Genomic DNA, 17,767 nt, shown 5'->3' with positions numbered 1-17,767 from the left:
CTCGGCCGAGGCGCCGATGGGCCTCGAAGCAGCCTTCAAGATGGAGACCGCCAAGGGCCTGGGGCAGGGGTACGCCTCGGCGAGCGACATCCTGCGGCTGGAGGTCCTGAACCGGTTCGGCGGGGTCTACACCGATGGCGACAACCGCCTGTTGAAGGACCTGGACCGGGAGGTCCGGCGGATCGTCGAGTCCGAGCAGGGCTTCGCCGTCGCCAGGGCCAGTGCCGCGACCACGGTGCCGAGCGCCACGACCGGTACGACCACCGGGTTCGCAAAGAGCACCCGGACCTCCAAGGGCGGCCTGGCGAACGCGGTGCTGATCTCCCCGGCCGGACACCGGGCCGTGCGGCAGCACCTGGAGGTGCTGCGCCGCAACTACCTGCGCCGCTCGAACGAGAACACCGTCCGCGGGGTGTACTTCCAGTCCCGGAAGCCGTCGCACATTTCCGGTGCCGACTTCCGGGAGGCGAAGACGTGGGTGAAGACGGACCCTGGCGAGCCGACGCGCCACACGGACGACGGGGAGAAGAACGCGGTCCTGTACCTGAGCGGGACCGGTGTCAACATCTGGGCGGACCTGGCGCACGGCCTGGGGCTCAAGGGCCCCGACGCACTCCCGCTGGTCACCTCGGAGATCTTCGAGATCGGCACCGGGAACACCTGGGTGCCGCGGGAGCAGCCGGTGGCGGCCGTCCAGCTGCCCGAGGTGCCCGACCGCGAGGCGACGCTGCTGGCGGCCCGTCGCATCATCAACACGCTGATCCGCGAACTCTCGTACCAGAGCGGGAAGCTGGCGCTGAGCGAGGTGGCCGCGCGGGTCGCCCGGCACCCGCGGCCCGATCTGCTCTGGGACACGGTGATCGGCTTCCTGGCGCACCACCCCGAGCTGCGGGAACGGGTGCAGTGGCGCACCGTCCAGAAGCTTGACGGGGCGACGAAGCCGACCGGCAGTCCGGTCGTCCTCCCGCCGTGGTCCGACAGCCTGCTGGTCAGGGTGGAGGAGGCCAAGCCCAGGGCGGGCGTCGAGCGGGTGCGCATGGTGGCGCCCGAGACTGTGGCGCCGCCCGCCTCGACGGTACCCGCGGCGGGGCTGCTCCAGGTTCCCACCCAGTCCGTCGACGGCGTCGCCACGGTGGTGGAGACCGTCGTTCAGGAGCAGTCCGAGCTGGACCGGGCCCGTGAACTGCTGGTCGCCGTGGGTGCGGATGCGGGGGAGCGGGCCGCGATCGGTGCGGGCCTGGACCGGCTGGTCGCGGCCTTGGACGGGAGCGGTGCGAGCGCGGAGGACCGGCAGGGCGTCGGCACGGCCTTGCAGATGGGGCCCTTCCAGCAGGCGTTCGCCGACCTGGGGCAGACGCAGCGTCTGGGCGTGCTCCAGCTGCTGGCCCAGGCCCTGCTGGACGGTCTGCGGCCCGGGGCGCAGCCGATGGTGGCGCTGCTGGTGACGGTGCTCCTCGCGGCTCAGCAGATCCGGGACGAGGTGCCGGTGGCGGCCGCGGGGGAGTCCCCGCGTGACCTCGCCAGGCGGTTGACCGGGTTCGCCGACGGCATCATGGCGGACGCGGTCGCCTGGGCCCGTGAGTCGATGCGGGGTGAGGCCACCGCGCCGTACGCGGTGGTGGCGGTGGCCGGTTACGGCCGTACCGATCTGACGCCGGCCGCCGACCTGGACTTCGGTCTGCTCGGTTCCCAGCAGGACGCGGTGTGGCTGGAGTCGCTGACCAAGCTGGCGGCGGGCTGGCTGGACCTGGCCCGCCAGTTCCTGCCGGTGAACGGGACGGTGTCGGCGCCGTTCCAGGCCGACATCCTGTGGTTCAACCCCAACCTGGTGGTCTTCGACCCGGAGGCCGTGCTGGAGTTCGCGCTCGCCGGTCCGGGAGGTGAGCCGGGGCCCACACACGGTGTCATGCACGACACGCGGCTGATCGAGCTGGCGCCGCTGCCCGGTGCCCTCGCGGCCGTCACGTCGCGGGAGGGCCAGCGGGAGCTCTTCCGGACGTTCACGGAGGAGCGGGGCCTGCGCCTCGACCCCGAGGTGGAGTGGGCCGCCCTGCGGGAGGCGTTCGCCGGCCTCCCGCGTCCGGAGGCGCTGGCGCAGGTGAACAGCGTCAACGTCAAGACCGGCTTGATGCGCCAACTGACCGTCGCCACACGGCACCTGTATGCCGCGTACCGGGCGGTGGCGAAGCCGGAGACGCCGTGGCGGCTCAGCACCGGCGAGCGGCTGGAGGAGCTGATCGCGGGGAAGGTGCTGTCGGGGCCGCTCGGCCGACAGCTGGTGGACGCCTATGTGCTGGGCCTGAGCCTGCGGCAGCGGTTGCACCAGGCGTACGGGGGTGAGCGGGACGAGGTCGCGACGGCACAGGTGGCCGAGCCGCCGAACGGGCTGGAGCGCCTGCTGCCGCAGGAGCAGGAGCAGTTGGCCGTCGCGCTCGGGGCCCTGCGTGAGCTGGAGGGGAGCCTCGACGCCCTGTGGGTCAAGGTCAGGCCCCCGGCCCAGGCTCCGTCGCGCTGGAAGAACCTGTTCGGGCGCCGTCCGGTGGCGGACCAGTCCGTCGGCCTGGTGCCGGACACGGTCGAGCCGGCCGAGTTGTGGGACGCGGATCTGGAGCTGCCGCTGGTCGGTGGCGGCAGTGTGCGCCTCGGTGACGTCCAGAGCTTGACCATCGTGGCGCCGGGGACGGGTCTGCCGCAGGGTCGGGCGTTCCACACGGAGGACGAACTCACGCAGCGGCGTGAGGTGTTGAGGAGTTTCGACCTGGGGCGGCGGTGGCTGCTGGAGGTCGACGGGCAGGGCCAGGAGGTCACCGGGTACCGGAAGGTGCCGTGGGGAACGGGTGGGCGGCGCTACCTCGCGTTGGTGCACGGGAACCGGGACTTCGCGGTGCTGCCGCTGTCCGGTCCGGTCGGCACGGTGAAGGTCACTGCGGCGGGGCTGGCCCGGACGCTGCGGCGCCGGCCGAGTGTCCAGCAACTGGCGGCGGGTGACGAGATCGTGCTGGCCGCGTGCGACGCGGCGCTGCCGGCCTCGGACGGCGGGCCCTCGCTGGCGCAGGAGGTGGCGAACGCTACCGGTCGGGTGGTGTGGGCGCCGACGGGGAAGATCGCGGCGCTGTCGACCGACCTGGACGCGGACGCCGGGTTCCTGATGTATCCGGCCGCCGACGGTACACCGGGTGCCTGGATCCGCTTCACCCCGAACGGCGTTGAGTCCGCCCAGGCCTCGGGCGAGTCGGTGGGCGCTTCCGAGGCGGGCCCGGTGTCGCGTGGCACGGCTCCCCAGGTGCCGTCCCAGAGCTCGACGGGCGTCGCGACGACGGACGTTGTGGAGGAGCAGCCCCAGCTCCCCGAGAATCAGGGAGAAGGGTCGACCCAGGCGCAGGCGCCGGAACCACCGTTCACCGCCCAGGAGTTGATCGACGAGCTGGTCAGCCTGATGCCCGGCGGCCCGCAGGCGCCGGCGGCGCCCGCGGATCCGCTGGAGGCCATGCTGGGGCCGGACCTGTTCGGCGACCGGGTGGTCCCGCCCGCCCCGGAGTTCCTCCAGGGGTACGGCTACGGCCAGTTGAAGTCGGAGTCCCGGACGGCGTTCTTCCGGGCGCTGGACCTGGCGAGCGAGGCGGCGACGCCGACGGCCGAGGGGCTCGCCCCGAAGGCCCTGGGCCAGGACCCGGAGTCCGTCATCGAGTCCGGGGCGCTCCAGACGGTGCGTCGCAGGTCGGGGTCGATGCACCTGCCGAAGCGGGTGCGCATTCCGCAGCTGGTGCACTCGATCTGGCTGGGCGGTCCGTTGTCGGCGGGCAACGCGCACACCGGCCCCTTCATGGCGAACGTGCAGGAATCGGCCGACGGTCTCGGCCGGGAGTTCACCCATGTGATCTGGACGGACGTCACCCGTGCGCGGGTCGCCGAGGCCGCGGCGGCCCTGGGGACGGACGGCGACACGCCCGAACTCGCCACCGTACGCGCCATGGTGGCGTGGGCGAGGAGCCGGACGCACCGGAACGTGGTGCTGGTCAACGTCGACGAGGTCTTCTCGGCCGAGGCGCCGATGAGCCTCGAAGCGGCCTACAAGATGGAGACCGCCAAGGGGTTGGGGCAGGGGTACGCCTCGGCGAGCGACATCCTGCGGCTGGAGGTCCTGGACCGGTTCGGCGGGGTCTACACCGACGGCGACAACCGGCTGTTGAAGAACCCCGTTCCCGAGGTCAGGAGGATCGCCGACTCCAAGCGGCACTTCGCCGTCGCCACGGCCAGTCTGGCGGATGCGCCGGGCGCCAGGAACGGCACGACCGCCAGGGGCGGCCTGGCGAACGCGGTGCTGATCGCCCCGGCCGGGAACACGGCCGTGCAGGAGCACCTCAGGGTGCTGCGAAGCAACTACCAGCGCACCTCGCACCAGAACACCTTCCGCGGGGAGTACTTCCGGCCCCGGGGGCAGGAGGACAACACCGAGGCCAACTTCCAGCAGGCGGACGTGGTGGCGGGGCCCCCGGTCTGGGTCCAGAACCACACGGAGGAGAACGAGAAGAACGCGGTCCTCCACCTGAGCGGGACCGGTGTCAACATCTGGGCGGACCTGGCGCACGGCCTGGGGCTCAGCGGCCCCGGTGCGCTTCCCGTGGTCGAGCGGGGCGTGTTCGAGATCGGGGTCGGGAACACCTGGGTGCCGCCGAGGCCGTCGGCTGTGGCGGGCGTCCAGTTGCCCGAGGTGCCCGACCGCGCGGCGACGCTGCTGGCGGCCCGTCGCATCATCAACACGCTGATCCGTGAACTGGTGTACCAGAACGGCAAGTTGGCGCTGAGCGAGGTGGCGGCGAGGGTCGCCCGGCACCCGCGGCCCGAGCTGCTGTGGGACACGGTGATCGGGTTCCTGGCCCGGCACCCCGAGCTGCGGGACCTGGTGCGGTGGCGCACCGTCCGGAAGGTCGGCGCGGGAACCGGGCCGGCCGACCAGCCGGTGGCGCTCCCGCCGTGGTCCGCCGGTCTCCTGGTGCCCGAGTCCGGGCAGGTGGCGGGGGTCACCGCCGGGTCGGATGTCGAGCGGGTGCGCATGGTGGCGCCCGAGGAGGTGCCGCCGCCCGCCGCGACGGGGGCCGTGGCGGGGTTGCTCCAGGTACCGACTCAGTCCGTCGACGGCGTGGTCCCGGCGGTGACCGACCTGGACCGGGCCCGCGAGCAGTTGGTCGCCGCAGGCGAGGGTGAGGGGGAGCGGGCCGCGATCGGCGCGCGCCTGGACGACCTGGCTGCTGCGCTGGACGCGAGTGGTGCGAGTGCGGAGGACCGGCAGGGCGTCGGCCGGGCGTTGCAGATGGGTGCTTTCCAGCAGCCGTTCGCCGGCCTGGCGCAGGCGCAGCGTCTGGATGTGCTCCGGTTGCTGGCGCAGGCGTTGCGGGACGGTCTGCGGCCGGGTGAGCAGCCGATGGTGGCGCTGTTGCTGACGGCCCTCCTCGCGGCACAGCAGATCCGGGACGAGGTGCCGGTGACGGTCGCGGGGGAGTCTCCGCGTGACCTCGCCCGGCGGTTGACCGCGTTCGCCGACGGGATTCTCACGGATGCGGTCGTGTGGGCCCGTGAGTCGATGCGGGGCGTTCCGACGGCGCCGTACGCGGTGGTGGCGGTGGCGGGCTACGGTCGCACGGACCTGACGCCGGCCGCCGACCTGGACTTCGGGCTGCTCGGCTCCCAGGCGGACGCGGTGTGGCTGGGGTCGCTGACCAACCTGGCGGCGGGCTGGCTGGACCTGGCGCGCGCGTTCCTGCCGGTGAACGGGACGGTGCCGGCACCGTTCCAGGCCGACACCATGTGGTTCAACCCCAATCTGGCGGTCTTCGACCCGGAGGCCGTCCTGGAGTTCTCGCTCGCCGCTCCGGGAGATGAGCCGGGGCCCAAGCACGGTGTCATGCACGACACCCGGCTGATCGAGCTGGCGCAGCTCACCGGGGCCCTCGCCGCCGTCACGTCGAGCGAGGGCCAGCGGGAGCTCTTCCGGAGGTTCACGGAGGAGCGCGGCGGCCGCATCGCCCCCGAGGTGGAGTGGCTCGCCCTGCGGGAGGCGTTCGCCGACCTCCAGCGCCCGGAGGCGCTGGCGCAGGTGACCAGCGTGGACGTCAAGGCCGACTTCATGCGGCAGTTGACGGTCGCCACGCGGCACCTCTATGCCGCGTACCGGGCGGTGGCGAAGCCGGAGACGCCGTGGCGGCTCAGCACCGGCGATCGGTTGCAGGAGCTGATCGAGGGGAAGGTGCTGTCGCCGAGCCTCGGGCGGAGGCTGGTGGACGCCTACGAGTTGGCCCTGAGCCTGCGGCAGCGCTTGCACCGGGCGTACGGGGGCGAACGGGACAAGGTCGCGACCGCGCAGGTGGCCGAGCCGCCGAACGGGCTGGAGCGACTGCTGCCGGAGGAGCAGGAGCAGTTGGCCGCCGCACTCGGGGCCCTGCGCGAGGTGCAGGGGGGCCTCGACGCCCTGTGGTCCAAGGTCAAGTCCTCGGCTCCGTCGCGCTGGAAGAACCTGTTCGGGCGTTCCCGTCCGATGGCGGACCAGTCCGGGGGCTCGGCGTCGGACTCCGAGACGCCGGTGGTCGGTGTGCCGGAGGTGCCGGACACGGTCGAGCCGGGTGAGTTGTGGGATGTGGACCTGGAGCTGCCGCTGGTCGGTGGCGGCAGTGTGCGGTTGGGTGATGTCCGGAGTCTGACGATCGCGGCGCCGGGTTCGGGCCTTCCGCAGGGTCGGGCGTTCCACACGGAGGACGAACTCGCGCAGCGGCGTGAGGTGTTGAGGAACTTCGACCTGGGGCGGCGGTGGCTGCTGGAGGTCGACAGGCAGGGGCGTGAGGTCACGGGGTACCGGAAGGTGCCGTGGGGCACTGGCGGTGGGCGGCGCTATCTCGCGCTGCTGCACGGCAACCGGGACTTCGCGGTGCTGCCGCTGTCCGGTCCGGTCGGTACGGTGAAGGTCACGGCGACGGGTCTGGCCCGGACGTTGCGGCGCAGGCCCAGCATTCAGCAGTTGGCGGTGGGTGACGAGATCGTGCTGGCCGCGTGCGATGCGGCGCTGCCCGCTTCGGACGGCGGGTTGTCGCTGGCGCAGGAGGTGGCGAACGCTACCGGTCGGGTGGTGTGGGCGCCGACGGGGAAGATCGCGGCGCTGTCGACCGACCTGGACGCTGATGCGGGCTTCCTGATGTACCCGGCGGCCGACGGCACGCCGGGTGTCTGGATCCGCTTCACCCCGAACGGCGTTGAGACCGTCCAGGTCTCGGACGAGTCGATGGGCGCTTCCGAGGCGGGCCCGGTTTCGCGTGCCAGCGTTCCCCTGGTGCCGTCGCAGAGTTCGACGGACGTCGCGATGACGGGCGTCGAGGAGACGGACGTCGAGGGCGAGGAGGAGGGCGAGCTCCCGGCCGCGAACTCCCGTACGGACAAGGGCAAGGGCAGGGTCGACGAGGCCGCCGAGGAGGACCTGGACGACCTGGAGCGGCTTGATCTGGAGGAGGCGATCGCGCGGTCGCGGCAGCCCCAGTACCCCGGGAACCAGGGCGAGGGATCGGGGTCGACCCAGGCGCAGGTGTCGACCGTCGTCCAGCCGGAGGCGCCGTTCACGGCGCAGGAGTTGATCGACGAGCTGATCGGCCTGATGCCCGGGGTTCCGCAGGCGTCGGTGGCGCCGGTGGGTCTGCTGGGTCCGGACGTGTTCGGTGACCGGGTCGTCCCGGCCGCCCCGGAGTTCCTCCAGGGGTACGACTACCGGAAGTTGAAGTCCGAGTCCCGGGTGGCGTTCTTCCGGGCGCTGGACCTGGCGAGCGGAACGGCGCCGACGGCCGAGGGGCTCGCCCCGGAGGCCCTGGGCCTGGAGCAGGGTTCGGTCGTCGAGTCCGGACGGTTCCAGACGATGTCGCGGAGTACCGGTCCGGCGTTCGGGCGGAAGCGGGTGCGGATTCCCCGCCTGGTGCACTCGATCTGGCTGGGCGGCCCGCTGTCGATGGACAACGAGCACACCGGTCCGTTCATGACCAACGTGCAGGACTCGGCCGACGGTCTCGGCCAGGGATTCACCCATGTGATCTGGACGGACGTCACCCGTGCGCGGGTCGCCGAGGCCAGGGCGGCCGCGGAGACGGACCGGGACACGCCCGAACTCGCCACCATTCGCGCCATGGTGGCGTGGGCGGGGACCCGACCGCACGGGAACGTGGTGCTGGTCAACGTCGACGAGGTGTTCTCGGCCGAGGCTCCGATGGGCCTCGAAGCGGCCTACAAGATGGAGACCGCCAAGGGTCTGGGGCAGGGGTACGCCTCGGCCAGCGACATCCTGCGACTGGAGGTCCTCCGCCGGTTCGGCGGGGTCTACACCGACGGCGACAACCGGCTCCAGGCCGACCCCGCCCCGGTGGTCGAGCGGATCGTCAACGCCCGGCGGAGCTTCGCCGTCGCCAAGGTCGGCAACGCGGGCATGGCGAACGCGGTGCTGATCGCCCCGGCCAGGCACCCGGGTGTGGAGCAGCACCTGGAGGTGCTGCGCCGTAACTACCTGCGCAGCTCGCACGAGAACACCGTCCGCGGGATGTACTTCCAGTCCCGCGACCGGGCGCACATCACCGCCGAGGAGTTCGAGGAGGCGGAGGAGTGGGTGGGGAAGGTCCCCGCCGAGGCGCAGCGCCACACGGACGACGGGGAGAAGAACGCGGTCCTCTACCTGAGCGGGACCGGTGTCAACATCTGGGCGGACCTGGCGCACGGCCTGGGGCTCGACGGCCCTGAAGCGCTCCCGCTGGTCCCCTCGGAGATCTTCGAGATCGGCACCGGGAACACCTGGGTGCCGCGGGAGCGGCCGGCGGCGGCCGTCCAGTTGCCCGAGGTGCCCGACCGCGAGGCCACGCTGCTGGCGGCCCGTCGCATCATCAACACGCTGATCCGCGAACTCTCCTACCAGAGCGGGAAGCTGGCGCTGAGCGAGGTGGCCGCGCGGGTCGCCCGGCACCCGCGGCCCGACCTGCTCTGGGACACGGTGATCGGCTTCCTGGCCCGGCATCCCGAGCTGCGGGAGCGGGTGCAGTGGCGCACCGTCCAGAAGTACGACGGCGCGACGAAGCCGGTCGGCACTCCGGTCGTCCTCCCGCCGTGGTCCGACAGCCTGCTGGTCAGGGTGGAGGAGGCCAAGCCCAGGCCGGGCGTCGAACGGGTGCGCATGCTGCGGCCCGAGGACGTGCCGCCGCCCGCCGCGACGGTGCCCACCGCGGCACCGGCGGGGCAGCAGCAGGTGACCGAAGAGGAGGAGACGACCGGACAGGAGGAGACGGCCGACGGCCAGGCCGGTCAGGCACCCGGCCGGCAGTTCCACGCGCCGACCGACGGCACCGACGGCACGACGGCCGGCACCACCGCGCCGACTCGCGGCATGCCCCAGCAGCAGGCCGCGCCGCAGCCGCCCGCGGCGACGGACCCGGCGAACTTCCCCGGCTGGCAGCCGTTCACGACCGCCCAGGGGACGGCGGCCGAGCCGCTCCGCCCCGACCGTACGCCGCGCCCCGGCCCGGGCCCGCAGACCGACCCCAACGGGGTGGTGCGGGACCACGGCGGCTGGCAGCTGAAGCCGACGGCGGTCCCGGGGGCGCCGATCACGCGGTTCCCGGCCGCCTGGCAGCGGCCGGTGGCGGCGCCGGAGTGGACGTACTACCCGGAGGACTGGAGCGCCGACACGGTCCTGCGGCACGTCCAGGCGGCGATGCGGAACAATCCGAGCGTCGCGCCGGGGCCGGACGGCCTGGACCGGGCGGTCGGCTGGTCCGGGAGCCTGTGGGTCGAGGCGGTCCTGGACCAGCAGGGCTACATCCTGTACCACCACCCGCTCCCCAACTCCCCCGCGCCGTACGCGGCGTGGCAGGAGGAGGCGGTGGTCGGCCGGGGCGACCGGGTCGACCTGTTCGGGTACCCGGGCGTACTGCTCCAGCGGGTGCGGTTCGACAGCGGGCAGGACGGCTTCGAGTTCACCGTCCGGCTGCACCTGGAGCCGTCCGCGGGCATGACGCCCGCCGAGCTGGACGCGGTGCGGCAGCAGGTGCGGACGCTCATGGCCGCCTTCACGGCCGGGCAGCAGGTCGGGGCCTTCGACCGGCTGCTGACCGTGGGCGTGGAGTTCACCGAGGAGGCGGGCGACGGCGTCACCACGCTCCCGGTCGCGCCGGGCGCGGTGCCGGCCCTGGCGCAGGTGCTGCCGCGGCAGTTCAGGGAGGCGGCCGGAACGGTCGACCTGGAGTTCGTGACGGGGACGCAGCTGCGCAAGTCCCCGCCGGTGCGGGAGGTCCACGTCGGCGGGGACTGGACGGCCGGGCTGCGCCCGTCGTTCACGGCTCCGGCCTGGGACCGCCCCGGCCGGGGGCTGCCCCCGGAGTGGGGCACCGCCGAGGCCCGGTACGCCGCCCACCACGTGCTGCGGACGGGGACGGCCGAGGTCGTCGGCGAGGCGGCCGCGGGCCGTCCGGCCCCCGAGGTCCGCCGCGGCCGGTTCGCCGGGGTGCGGCTGAACGTCCGGGTCGAGGACGGCGTCATCACCGACGTCTGGGGCGAGCCGCACCAGAAGCTGCGGCCGCAGCTGACCGCCCCGGTGGCCGGCGGCGAGGCGGTGCTGGTCCCCGCGCAGGAGGTCAGGCCGCCGCAGGACGCCTTCATCCGGGCCATCACCGCCCGGGAGCTGGAGTCCTTCGACGCCCGCCGGGTCCGGCTGCCGGACGGGGACACCGAGACGGTGCTGACCGTCCGGCTGTACCTGGACCTCGAAGCGAAGCTGGACCTCGCGGACGGGCCGACGGCCGCGGCCGTGGAGGCTCTCCGAGAGGCGGGCCGGGAGGGGGTCGAGAAGGTCTACAACACCGGGCAGCGGCTGCCCAGCGGTGATCTGCTGCGGGTCGAGGTCGAGTTCGTCCCCGACCGGTCCACGGCGCACCACACGGTCGCCGTCCGGGAGCGCCAGGACCGGGCCAACCACCGGACCTGGGGCCTGAACATCGAGGCGCGGACGATCGCCCACGAGATCGGCCACCTGCTCGGCCTGGACGACGAGTACCGGGAGGCGGGTTCCACGCCCCGGCCGATCCATCCGGACGACAGCGGGATCATGGGCGGCCGCCAGACCGACCGGTTCGGACGCCCCTGGCTGGACATGAACCACCTCCACGAGGGCCCGCTGGAGATCCTCGCCCCCTTCGCGCCGCCGGCCGCCCGCAACCTGCGGCAGCTCGGCGGGGTGGTGGACGAGGCCTTCGGCGAGGACCGCGGCCCGACGCCGGTCGGCGACGCGCCGACCCGGGCCCGGTTCCGCGAGGAGGTGCTGCGGCGCGCCCTGTACGGCGGTCCGGGCGGGCGGGACGGCCACCTGGTGCCGCCGCGGGGGTCGACGCGCCCCCGGCCGGAGCGGGTGCCGGGGTCGCAGGAGCGCAACGGGACGTTCAAGGTGGTCGGCGGGCCCGCCGACGCGGCGGCCACGCAGGTCGGCGCCCTGGCCGGCGACCTGCCCGGCCCGCGCCGGAACCGGACGGTGTTCCCCGAGCACTGGACGGCGGACGACGCGGTGTACGCCGCCGAGCAGGCGTACCAGCACGCCCTGCGCACCGGCGGGGTCACCGCGACCGGCCTGCACTCCCACCACTGGGTCGGCGAGTACGGCGGGGTGCGGATCGAGGGCCGGATCCGGGCGGGGGAGTTCGTCTCCTTCCGTCCCTCCGACGACCAGAGCGGGCTGGACACCCCGGCGTACATGCCGTGGCGCCCGACCGGTGGGGCCTTCGGCGCCCGGGTCGAGGACCTCGTCCGGTACGGCGACCGGCAGACCCTCACCGGCGTCCACGCCGAGCCGGAGAGGGCGGCCGCCACGGCGCACGGCGTCAAGGTGGGCTCGGTGCTCGCGGAGAACGACAACGGCACCTACCGGGCCGACGTCTGGTTCCTCGACGCGGCCGTGACCCCCGGCGCCCCGATGGCGAAGTTCCCGTCGCGGTGGCACCAGCACGCGGACGGGGAGACCCACACCCTCTACCCGAAGGCGTGGACGCCGTCGCGCGTCCTGTCCGCCGTGGAGCGGGCGTACGCGGCCCGGCACACCTCCGAGCCGCTGGACTCCGGCGCCGTGCGATGGGTGGGCGAGGCCGACGGCGTGCGGATCGAGGGGATCACCCGGGACGGCCGGCACCTGACGCACCGTCCGACCGCCCGGCAGCCGCTCACCGACTGGTACGCGCCCCCGGCGGCGGACGGGTCCACCGGGCCCGGCCTGCGCGGCCGCCGCGTCCGGACGGTGGACGGACAGCTGGGCATCGAGGTCTCGGCACCGGTGCACCTGCGGGTCGCGGCGGGCGCCACGCCCGCGGCGGTCGCGGACGCCCGCAAGCGGCTCCAGCGGGCCGCCGACGACTTCGTCCGGCAGCACCGCGCCGCCGGCGACCCGCCGGTCCTGCTGACCCTCGACTTCGTCGACACGGAGGCGGACGCCCTTCCGGGCGCGGTGGCCGGGGCGGACTCCCTCCCCGACGGCGCCGGGCTGGACGTGCTCCTGCCCGGTGTGGCCGGGGCGTTGACGCCCGGGTTCTCCGCGACGGTCGCGGGCAGCGCGGGCCCGGCCACGGCCACCGCCAGGGCGCAGGCCGGGTACGGACAGCGGGCGCTCGTCGAACCGGAGCTGACCGAGCCCGCGGAGCCCGGAACGGGCACCCGCCCGGCCACCGTCACCGAGATGGCGGGGCAGCAGTGGATGATCGACGGGGCCTTCGCCCCGACGCTCGCGGGGAACGCCGGGCGGGGACTGCCGACCGGCTGGACGCCGGGCGAGGGCAGGTACGCGGCGCTCCAGGTGCTCGCCGGCTGGCGCGGCCGGCGGCGCGAGCTCGTGAAGGGCCGCTTCAACGGCGTCCCGATCGAGGTCCGGACCGAGAACGGGCGGATCGTGGACTTCCGCGGCCTGCCGGACCGGAGTGTCCCGGCCCAGTTCACCAAGGCCGTCCCCGAGCCGTCCGGCCAGGGCCTGGTCTTCCCGACCGGCCCGCGCCACGCCCCCGAGTCCTCCTCCTCGTCGTCGTCCTCGTCCTCCGCGCCCGCCGGCGCGATCCCGCAGCCGGCGCAGGACCCGGCGACGGCGCTGCTGCCGGGCCACGCCTCGGCCGAGGCCGTACCGGACGACCCGGCGGCGCAGCCGTTCGAGCTCCGGCGCGGCCCGCTCGTACCGGGCGGCGAGGACGTCACCGTCCTCGTCCTGCGCGTCCACCTGGACGGCTCCGGCCTGACCGGGGAGGACGCCCGGGCCAGGGTCGCCGCGCTGGGCGCGCGGATCCGGGACGCCGCCGCGCGGTTCGACAACCGCACCAGGCTCCCGGACGGCACCCCGCTGCTGGTGCGGGTGGAGTTCGTGGACGCCACCGGCGATCCGCACCGGACGGTGCTCCTGCACGAGCGGAGCGTCGCCCAGGACGCCGGGAACTGGCACCTGGAGATCTCCCGGGACGCGCTGGTCCACCAGCTGGGCCGGGCCTTCGGCATCTCCGTCACGGAGTACGCGGGCGGCGGCACGACCCACGTCGTCCCGGCACCGTCGGTGCGCGTCCTGCGCGAACTCGGCGAGCTCGCGGACGACCGGCTGGGCCGCCTCGGGCACGACACCGAGGACGGCGAGTCGCCCCGGACGGAGTTCGCCGACGGCGTCCTGGAGGCCGAACTCGGCCCGGCCGTCGGGACGCGGGGCGGCCACCTGCCGTCGGCCATCGGCGAGGAGGGGGCCGAACAGCTGGAGCTGGTGCGCCGTCACGCCAACGGCACCCTGCTGGTGGAGACCGGCGCGGGCCGGCGCACCCTGTTCCCCGAGCACTGGACCGCCGCCGAGGCCCGGTACGCCGTCGAGCAGGCGGCCGTCGACGCGGTCCGCAACGAGACCTTCCAGGTGACCGAGAACGGGATCTTCTGGCAGGGCGTGTACGAGGGCGTCCGGATCGAGGGCAGGTCGGACGAGGACGGGACGGTCACCGCCTTCCGCCCGGCCGCCGACCAGCGCGGCCTGGTGGCGCCCGCCCACGCGCCGGGCGCCGGCGCGGTCGACGTCCCGTCGCTCGACGGGGCCCCGGTGCTCACCCCGGACCAGCTGCGCGTGTTCGGCGAGCAGGCCAGGCGGGAGGGCGGCACCGGGCTGCCCCCGGAATGGACCCGGGAGCAGACCCGCCACGCGGCCCTGTGGGTGTACGAGCAGCAGAACGGCGCGGCGAGGGGACGCAACGGGGACGAGATCGTCACCGGCGCGTACGGTGACGTCCGGATCAGGCTGCTGGTCCGCAACCGGCAGATCATCGACTACTGGGCCGAGCCGGGGCAGCGCTTCGACGCGACCGAACCGGCCGAGCCGGTACGGGTGCTGGCCACGGCGGAGGTGCGTCCGCCGGTCCGTCGGTTCCTGCGCTCGCTCCAGGCCCAGTTCATCCAGTCGTACGAGGTCCGGCGGGTGGTGGACTCCGACGGGGACACCAGGACCGTCCTGACAGTGAGGGTCCACCTGGAGGACGACGGCCTGGTGGGCAGCCGCGCCGAGACCGAGCGGGGCCTCGACCGGGTGCGGCTCAACGCCGAGGCGGGCGTCCGGGACGTCTTCGGCCAGGGGCTGCGGCTGCCCGACGGCAGCCTGCTGGAGGTCGCGATCCGGTTCGTCGACCGGGAGAGCGCCCACCACGTCGTCGAGGTGCGCTCCTACACCTCCCAGGAGCACGCCCAGCACTGGGGCGTGGACTCCCCGCCGAGGGTGATCGGCCACGAGGTCGGCCACCTGCTCGGCCTGGCCGACGAGTACCGGCGCCAAGGGGCCGGCCCGCGGCCCGTCCACCCGGAGTTCGGTCTGATGACCGCGCCCGGGAGCGACATCTACGGCCGGGTCTGGTACGACGCCGGGCACCCGGTGGAGCTGGGCGTCACGAACCCGGTGGTCTCGCTCCGGCCGCACAACCTGAACGAGCTGGGCGCGGTCCTCGACCGGGTCTTCGGAACGGACCTCCGGCCGGTGCCGGCCGGGGAGTTCCCGGTGCGGGCCGCCTTCGGCGAGGACGCGCTGCGGACCGCGCTCTTCGACGGGCCGGACCGGACGGGCGGGTACCTGACCCCGCCGGCGGAGTCGGGGCGGCGCAGGCTGCCCCGGGTCGGCGCGGAGAACCCCAACGGCACGTACCGCGCCGACGCGGGCGAAGCGGCGCTGGACCGGTACCGGACGATGTTCCCCGCGCACTGGACGGCCGAGGACGCGGTGTACGCGGCGCGGCAGGCCTACCTGCACGCCCGCCGCACCGGCGGGATCAGCGGGCGCGGAGACCTCGCGCAGCGCTGGGTCGGCGAGTACGACGGCGTGCGCATCGAAGGCCGGATCCGGTCGGGGGAGTTCATCTCCTTCCGCCCCGCCGAGGACCAGTCCGGGCTCACCGCGACGGCCCCCGCGCCCGAGCCCGCCACGCTGCCCTTCGGCCACCGGGTCGAGGACCTCAACCGCTACGGCGACCGGCACACCCTCACCGGCTTCCACCACCGCGCCCGGCTCCGCGGGGCCCTCGCGGTGGACCCGGCGGACCACGGCCTGCACCTCGGGCCGGTCCGGCCGCCGCGGGCCAACGGCACCTACCGGGCGCCGGTGTACTTCCTGGACCCGGGGATCGCGCCGGGCGCGCCGCTGAGCGAGTTCCCGTCCCGGTGGCGCCGCCCCGAGAACCAGGAGGCCCGGACCTTCTACCCCGAGTCCTGGGTGTCCGAGGACGTCCTGGAGCGGGTCGACCGGGCCTACCAGGAAAGGCTGTTCGAGGAGGTGCTGCCGGACGGCGCCGTGCGCTGGGTCGGGGTGGCCCACGACGTGTGGATCGAGGGCGTCACCCGGGACGGGCGGCACCTCGTCCACCGGCCCACCGACTGGCAGCGGTCCCGTCGGGAGACCGGGGCCGGGGCGGTCCCGGTCTGGGAGCGTCCCCTGGTGCGGGACGACGTCGACTACTCCATCGGCTACCGCCGCGTACGGCCGGGCGGGGCCGGCCTGCCGGACACCGAACTGGTCGTCCAGGTGCGGGACCACGGCGACCTGACCGCCGAGGAGCGGGCCGGGCTCCAGCGGCTCGCCGACGAGCAGGCCGCGGAGCTGTTCCCGGCCACGGCTCAGCCCGGCGGCCGGCCGGTCCGCATCCGGCTCCGGTTCGTCCCCGAGGCGGACGGCCCGGAGGCGATGCCGCCGGTCTCGTCCTTCCCGAGCGCCTTCGTGCGGCAGCTGCGGTCGCGGCTGGAGGAGGCCGAGGAACTGGTCGCCGGACTGCACGGCACGCCGGCGCCGGAGCCGCCGCTGCTCACCCCGGTGACCCCGGGCACGGGCGAGCGCCCGGCTACCCGTACCCGCCTCCAGGACCTGGAGGCGGCGGGCATCGACGCGCCGGCCCTCGACCCGGCCCTCGCTCGCGCGCTCGCCCTCGCGGACGAGCGGGCCGAGGGAGCCGAGAGGCCCGGGGGACTGCCCACCGCGTGGACGGCCGCCGAGGGCGGGCACGCGGCGCGCATGGTCGCGCGGGAGCACCTGGCCGAGCTCGGGGACGGGCGGACGGGCACGGTCACCGGGCGGTTCGCCGGGGTGGTACTCCGGGTGACGCTGGAGGACGGCCGGATCGTCCGCTTCGCGGGCACGCCGGGCCAGACCTTCGAGAACCAGCGCCGACCGCGCCCCGCCGGGCAGCAGCCGCCGGCACTCATGGCGCTGCGCCCGGCCACCGGGCGGCAGCTCCAGGGGGCCGGGGACGACAGGCCGCACGAGGCCGTCGAGCCGGAGCAGGAGCAGCCGACCGTCGTGGAGGCGGCCCCGGTCGCCCCGGTCACCCCGGACGCGGCGCCGCCGGTGCGGCCGCCGGCGGCCTTCGGTGCGGCCCCGGCCGTCCTGGCCTCCCCGGCCACCACCGGCTCCGCCCCGGCGTCCGCGACCCCGCCGCCGGTGGTCCCCGCCGGGCCGCCGCCGCTGCCCGCGCTGGGGGGCCTGCGGTTCGACGGGACCGGCCTCACCGGCCGCCCCCCGTACGCGAGTTCGGCCGTCCGGGCCGGTTCGCCGTCGGACCCGCGGGAGTCCCGGATCCCCTGGGACACCGTCCGCGCACTGCTCAACCGCGCCTACCGCCAGGAGCGCGGCCGGCTGCTGCCGATGCTGCGGGAGTGGCTCGCCCCCGAGCACGTGGCGGCGGACCTGCTGGCCGAGGCGGACGCGCTGGTGGCGGCCCTGCCGTCGGAGCTGTTCGCCGAACTCCCGCACGAGGAGGACGCCCGACTGCTGCTCCGGGCCGGGTACGTCCTCCACGGCTCCTCGGCGGACCCGGGGGAGGAGGCCGCCGCGGCGGAGCAGGCCCGGGCCGAGCTGGCCGCCGCCCTGCTGGACCTGCTGGAGCCGCTGCGCGACCCCGCACCGGACCCGGCCGCGGTCGAGCGGTCCCTGGACGGCCTGCGGGACGCCGTCTCCGCCCTGCCGGACCCGACCGGGGCCGCCGTGCGGGACGTCCTGGCCAGGATCGCGCGGACGCGGACGCGGATCACCGCGACCACCCCGCTGCACGAGGCCAACTCCCTGGTGAACGAACTGGCCGACCGGCTGATCGGCCAGGACGTGCGCCGCCTGCTGGGCGTGCCGACGGGCGACGGGGACCTCGAGTTCCTCGCCGGCCGGATCTTCCACGAGGCCCACGTCGTCCGCGACGACTGCTTCGACGTGAGGACGGTGCGCCATGCCCTGCGCGGCCTGTAG

1 protein-coding gene (running past one end of the window) is annotated in these 17,767 nt (G+C 74.7%); it reads left to right on the top strand.

Annotated features, from left to right (window positions below; all coding sequences use genetic code 11):
- A protein-coding gene (locus ACWDD9_RS19880) for an EndoU domain-containing protein (protein ID WP_449812173.1) crosses the window boundary here: on the top strand, positions 1-17,767 show its 3' portion. The gene continues 9,815 nt to the left of window position 1, outside the view; the window shows 17,767 of its 27,582 coding nt (coding positions 9,816-27,582); its start codon lies off the left edge, out of view; it ends in the stop codon at positions 17,765-17,767.

The sequence above is a fragment of the Kitasatospora sp. NPDC001119 genome, assembly GCF_053598475.1.
This window is presented reverse-complemented; position numbering and strand designations above follow the sequence as displayed.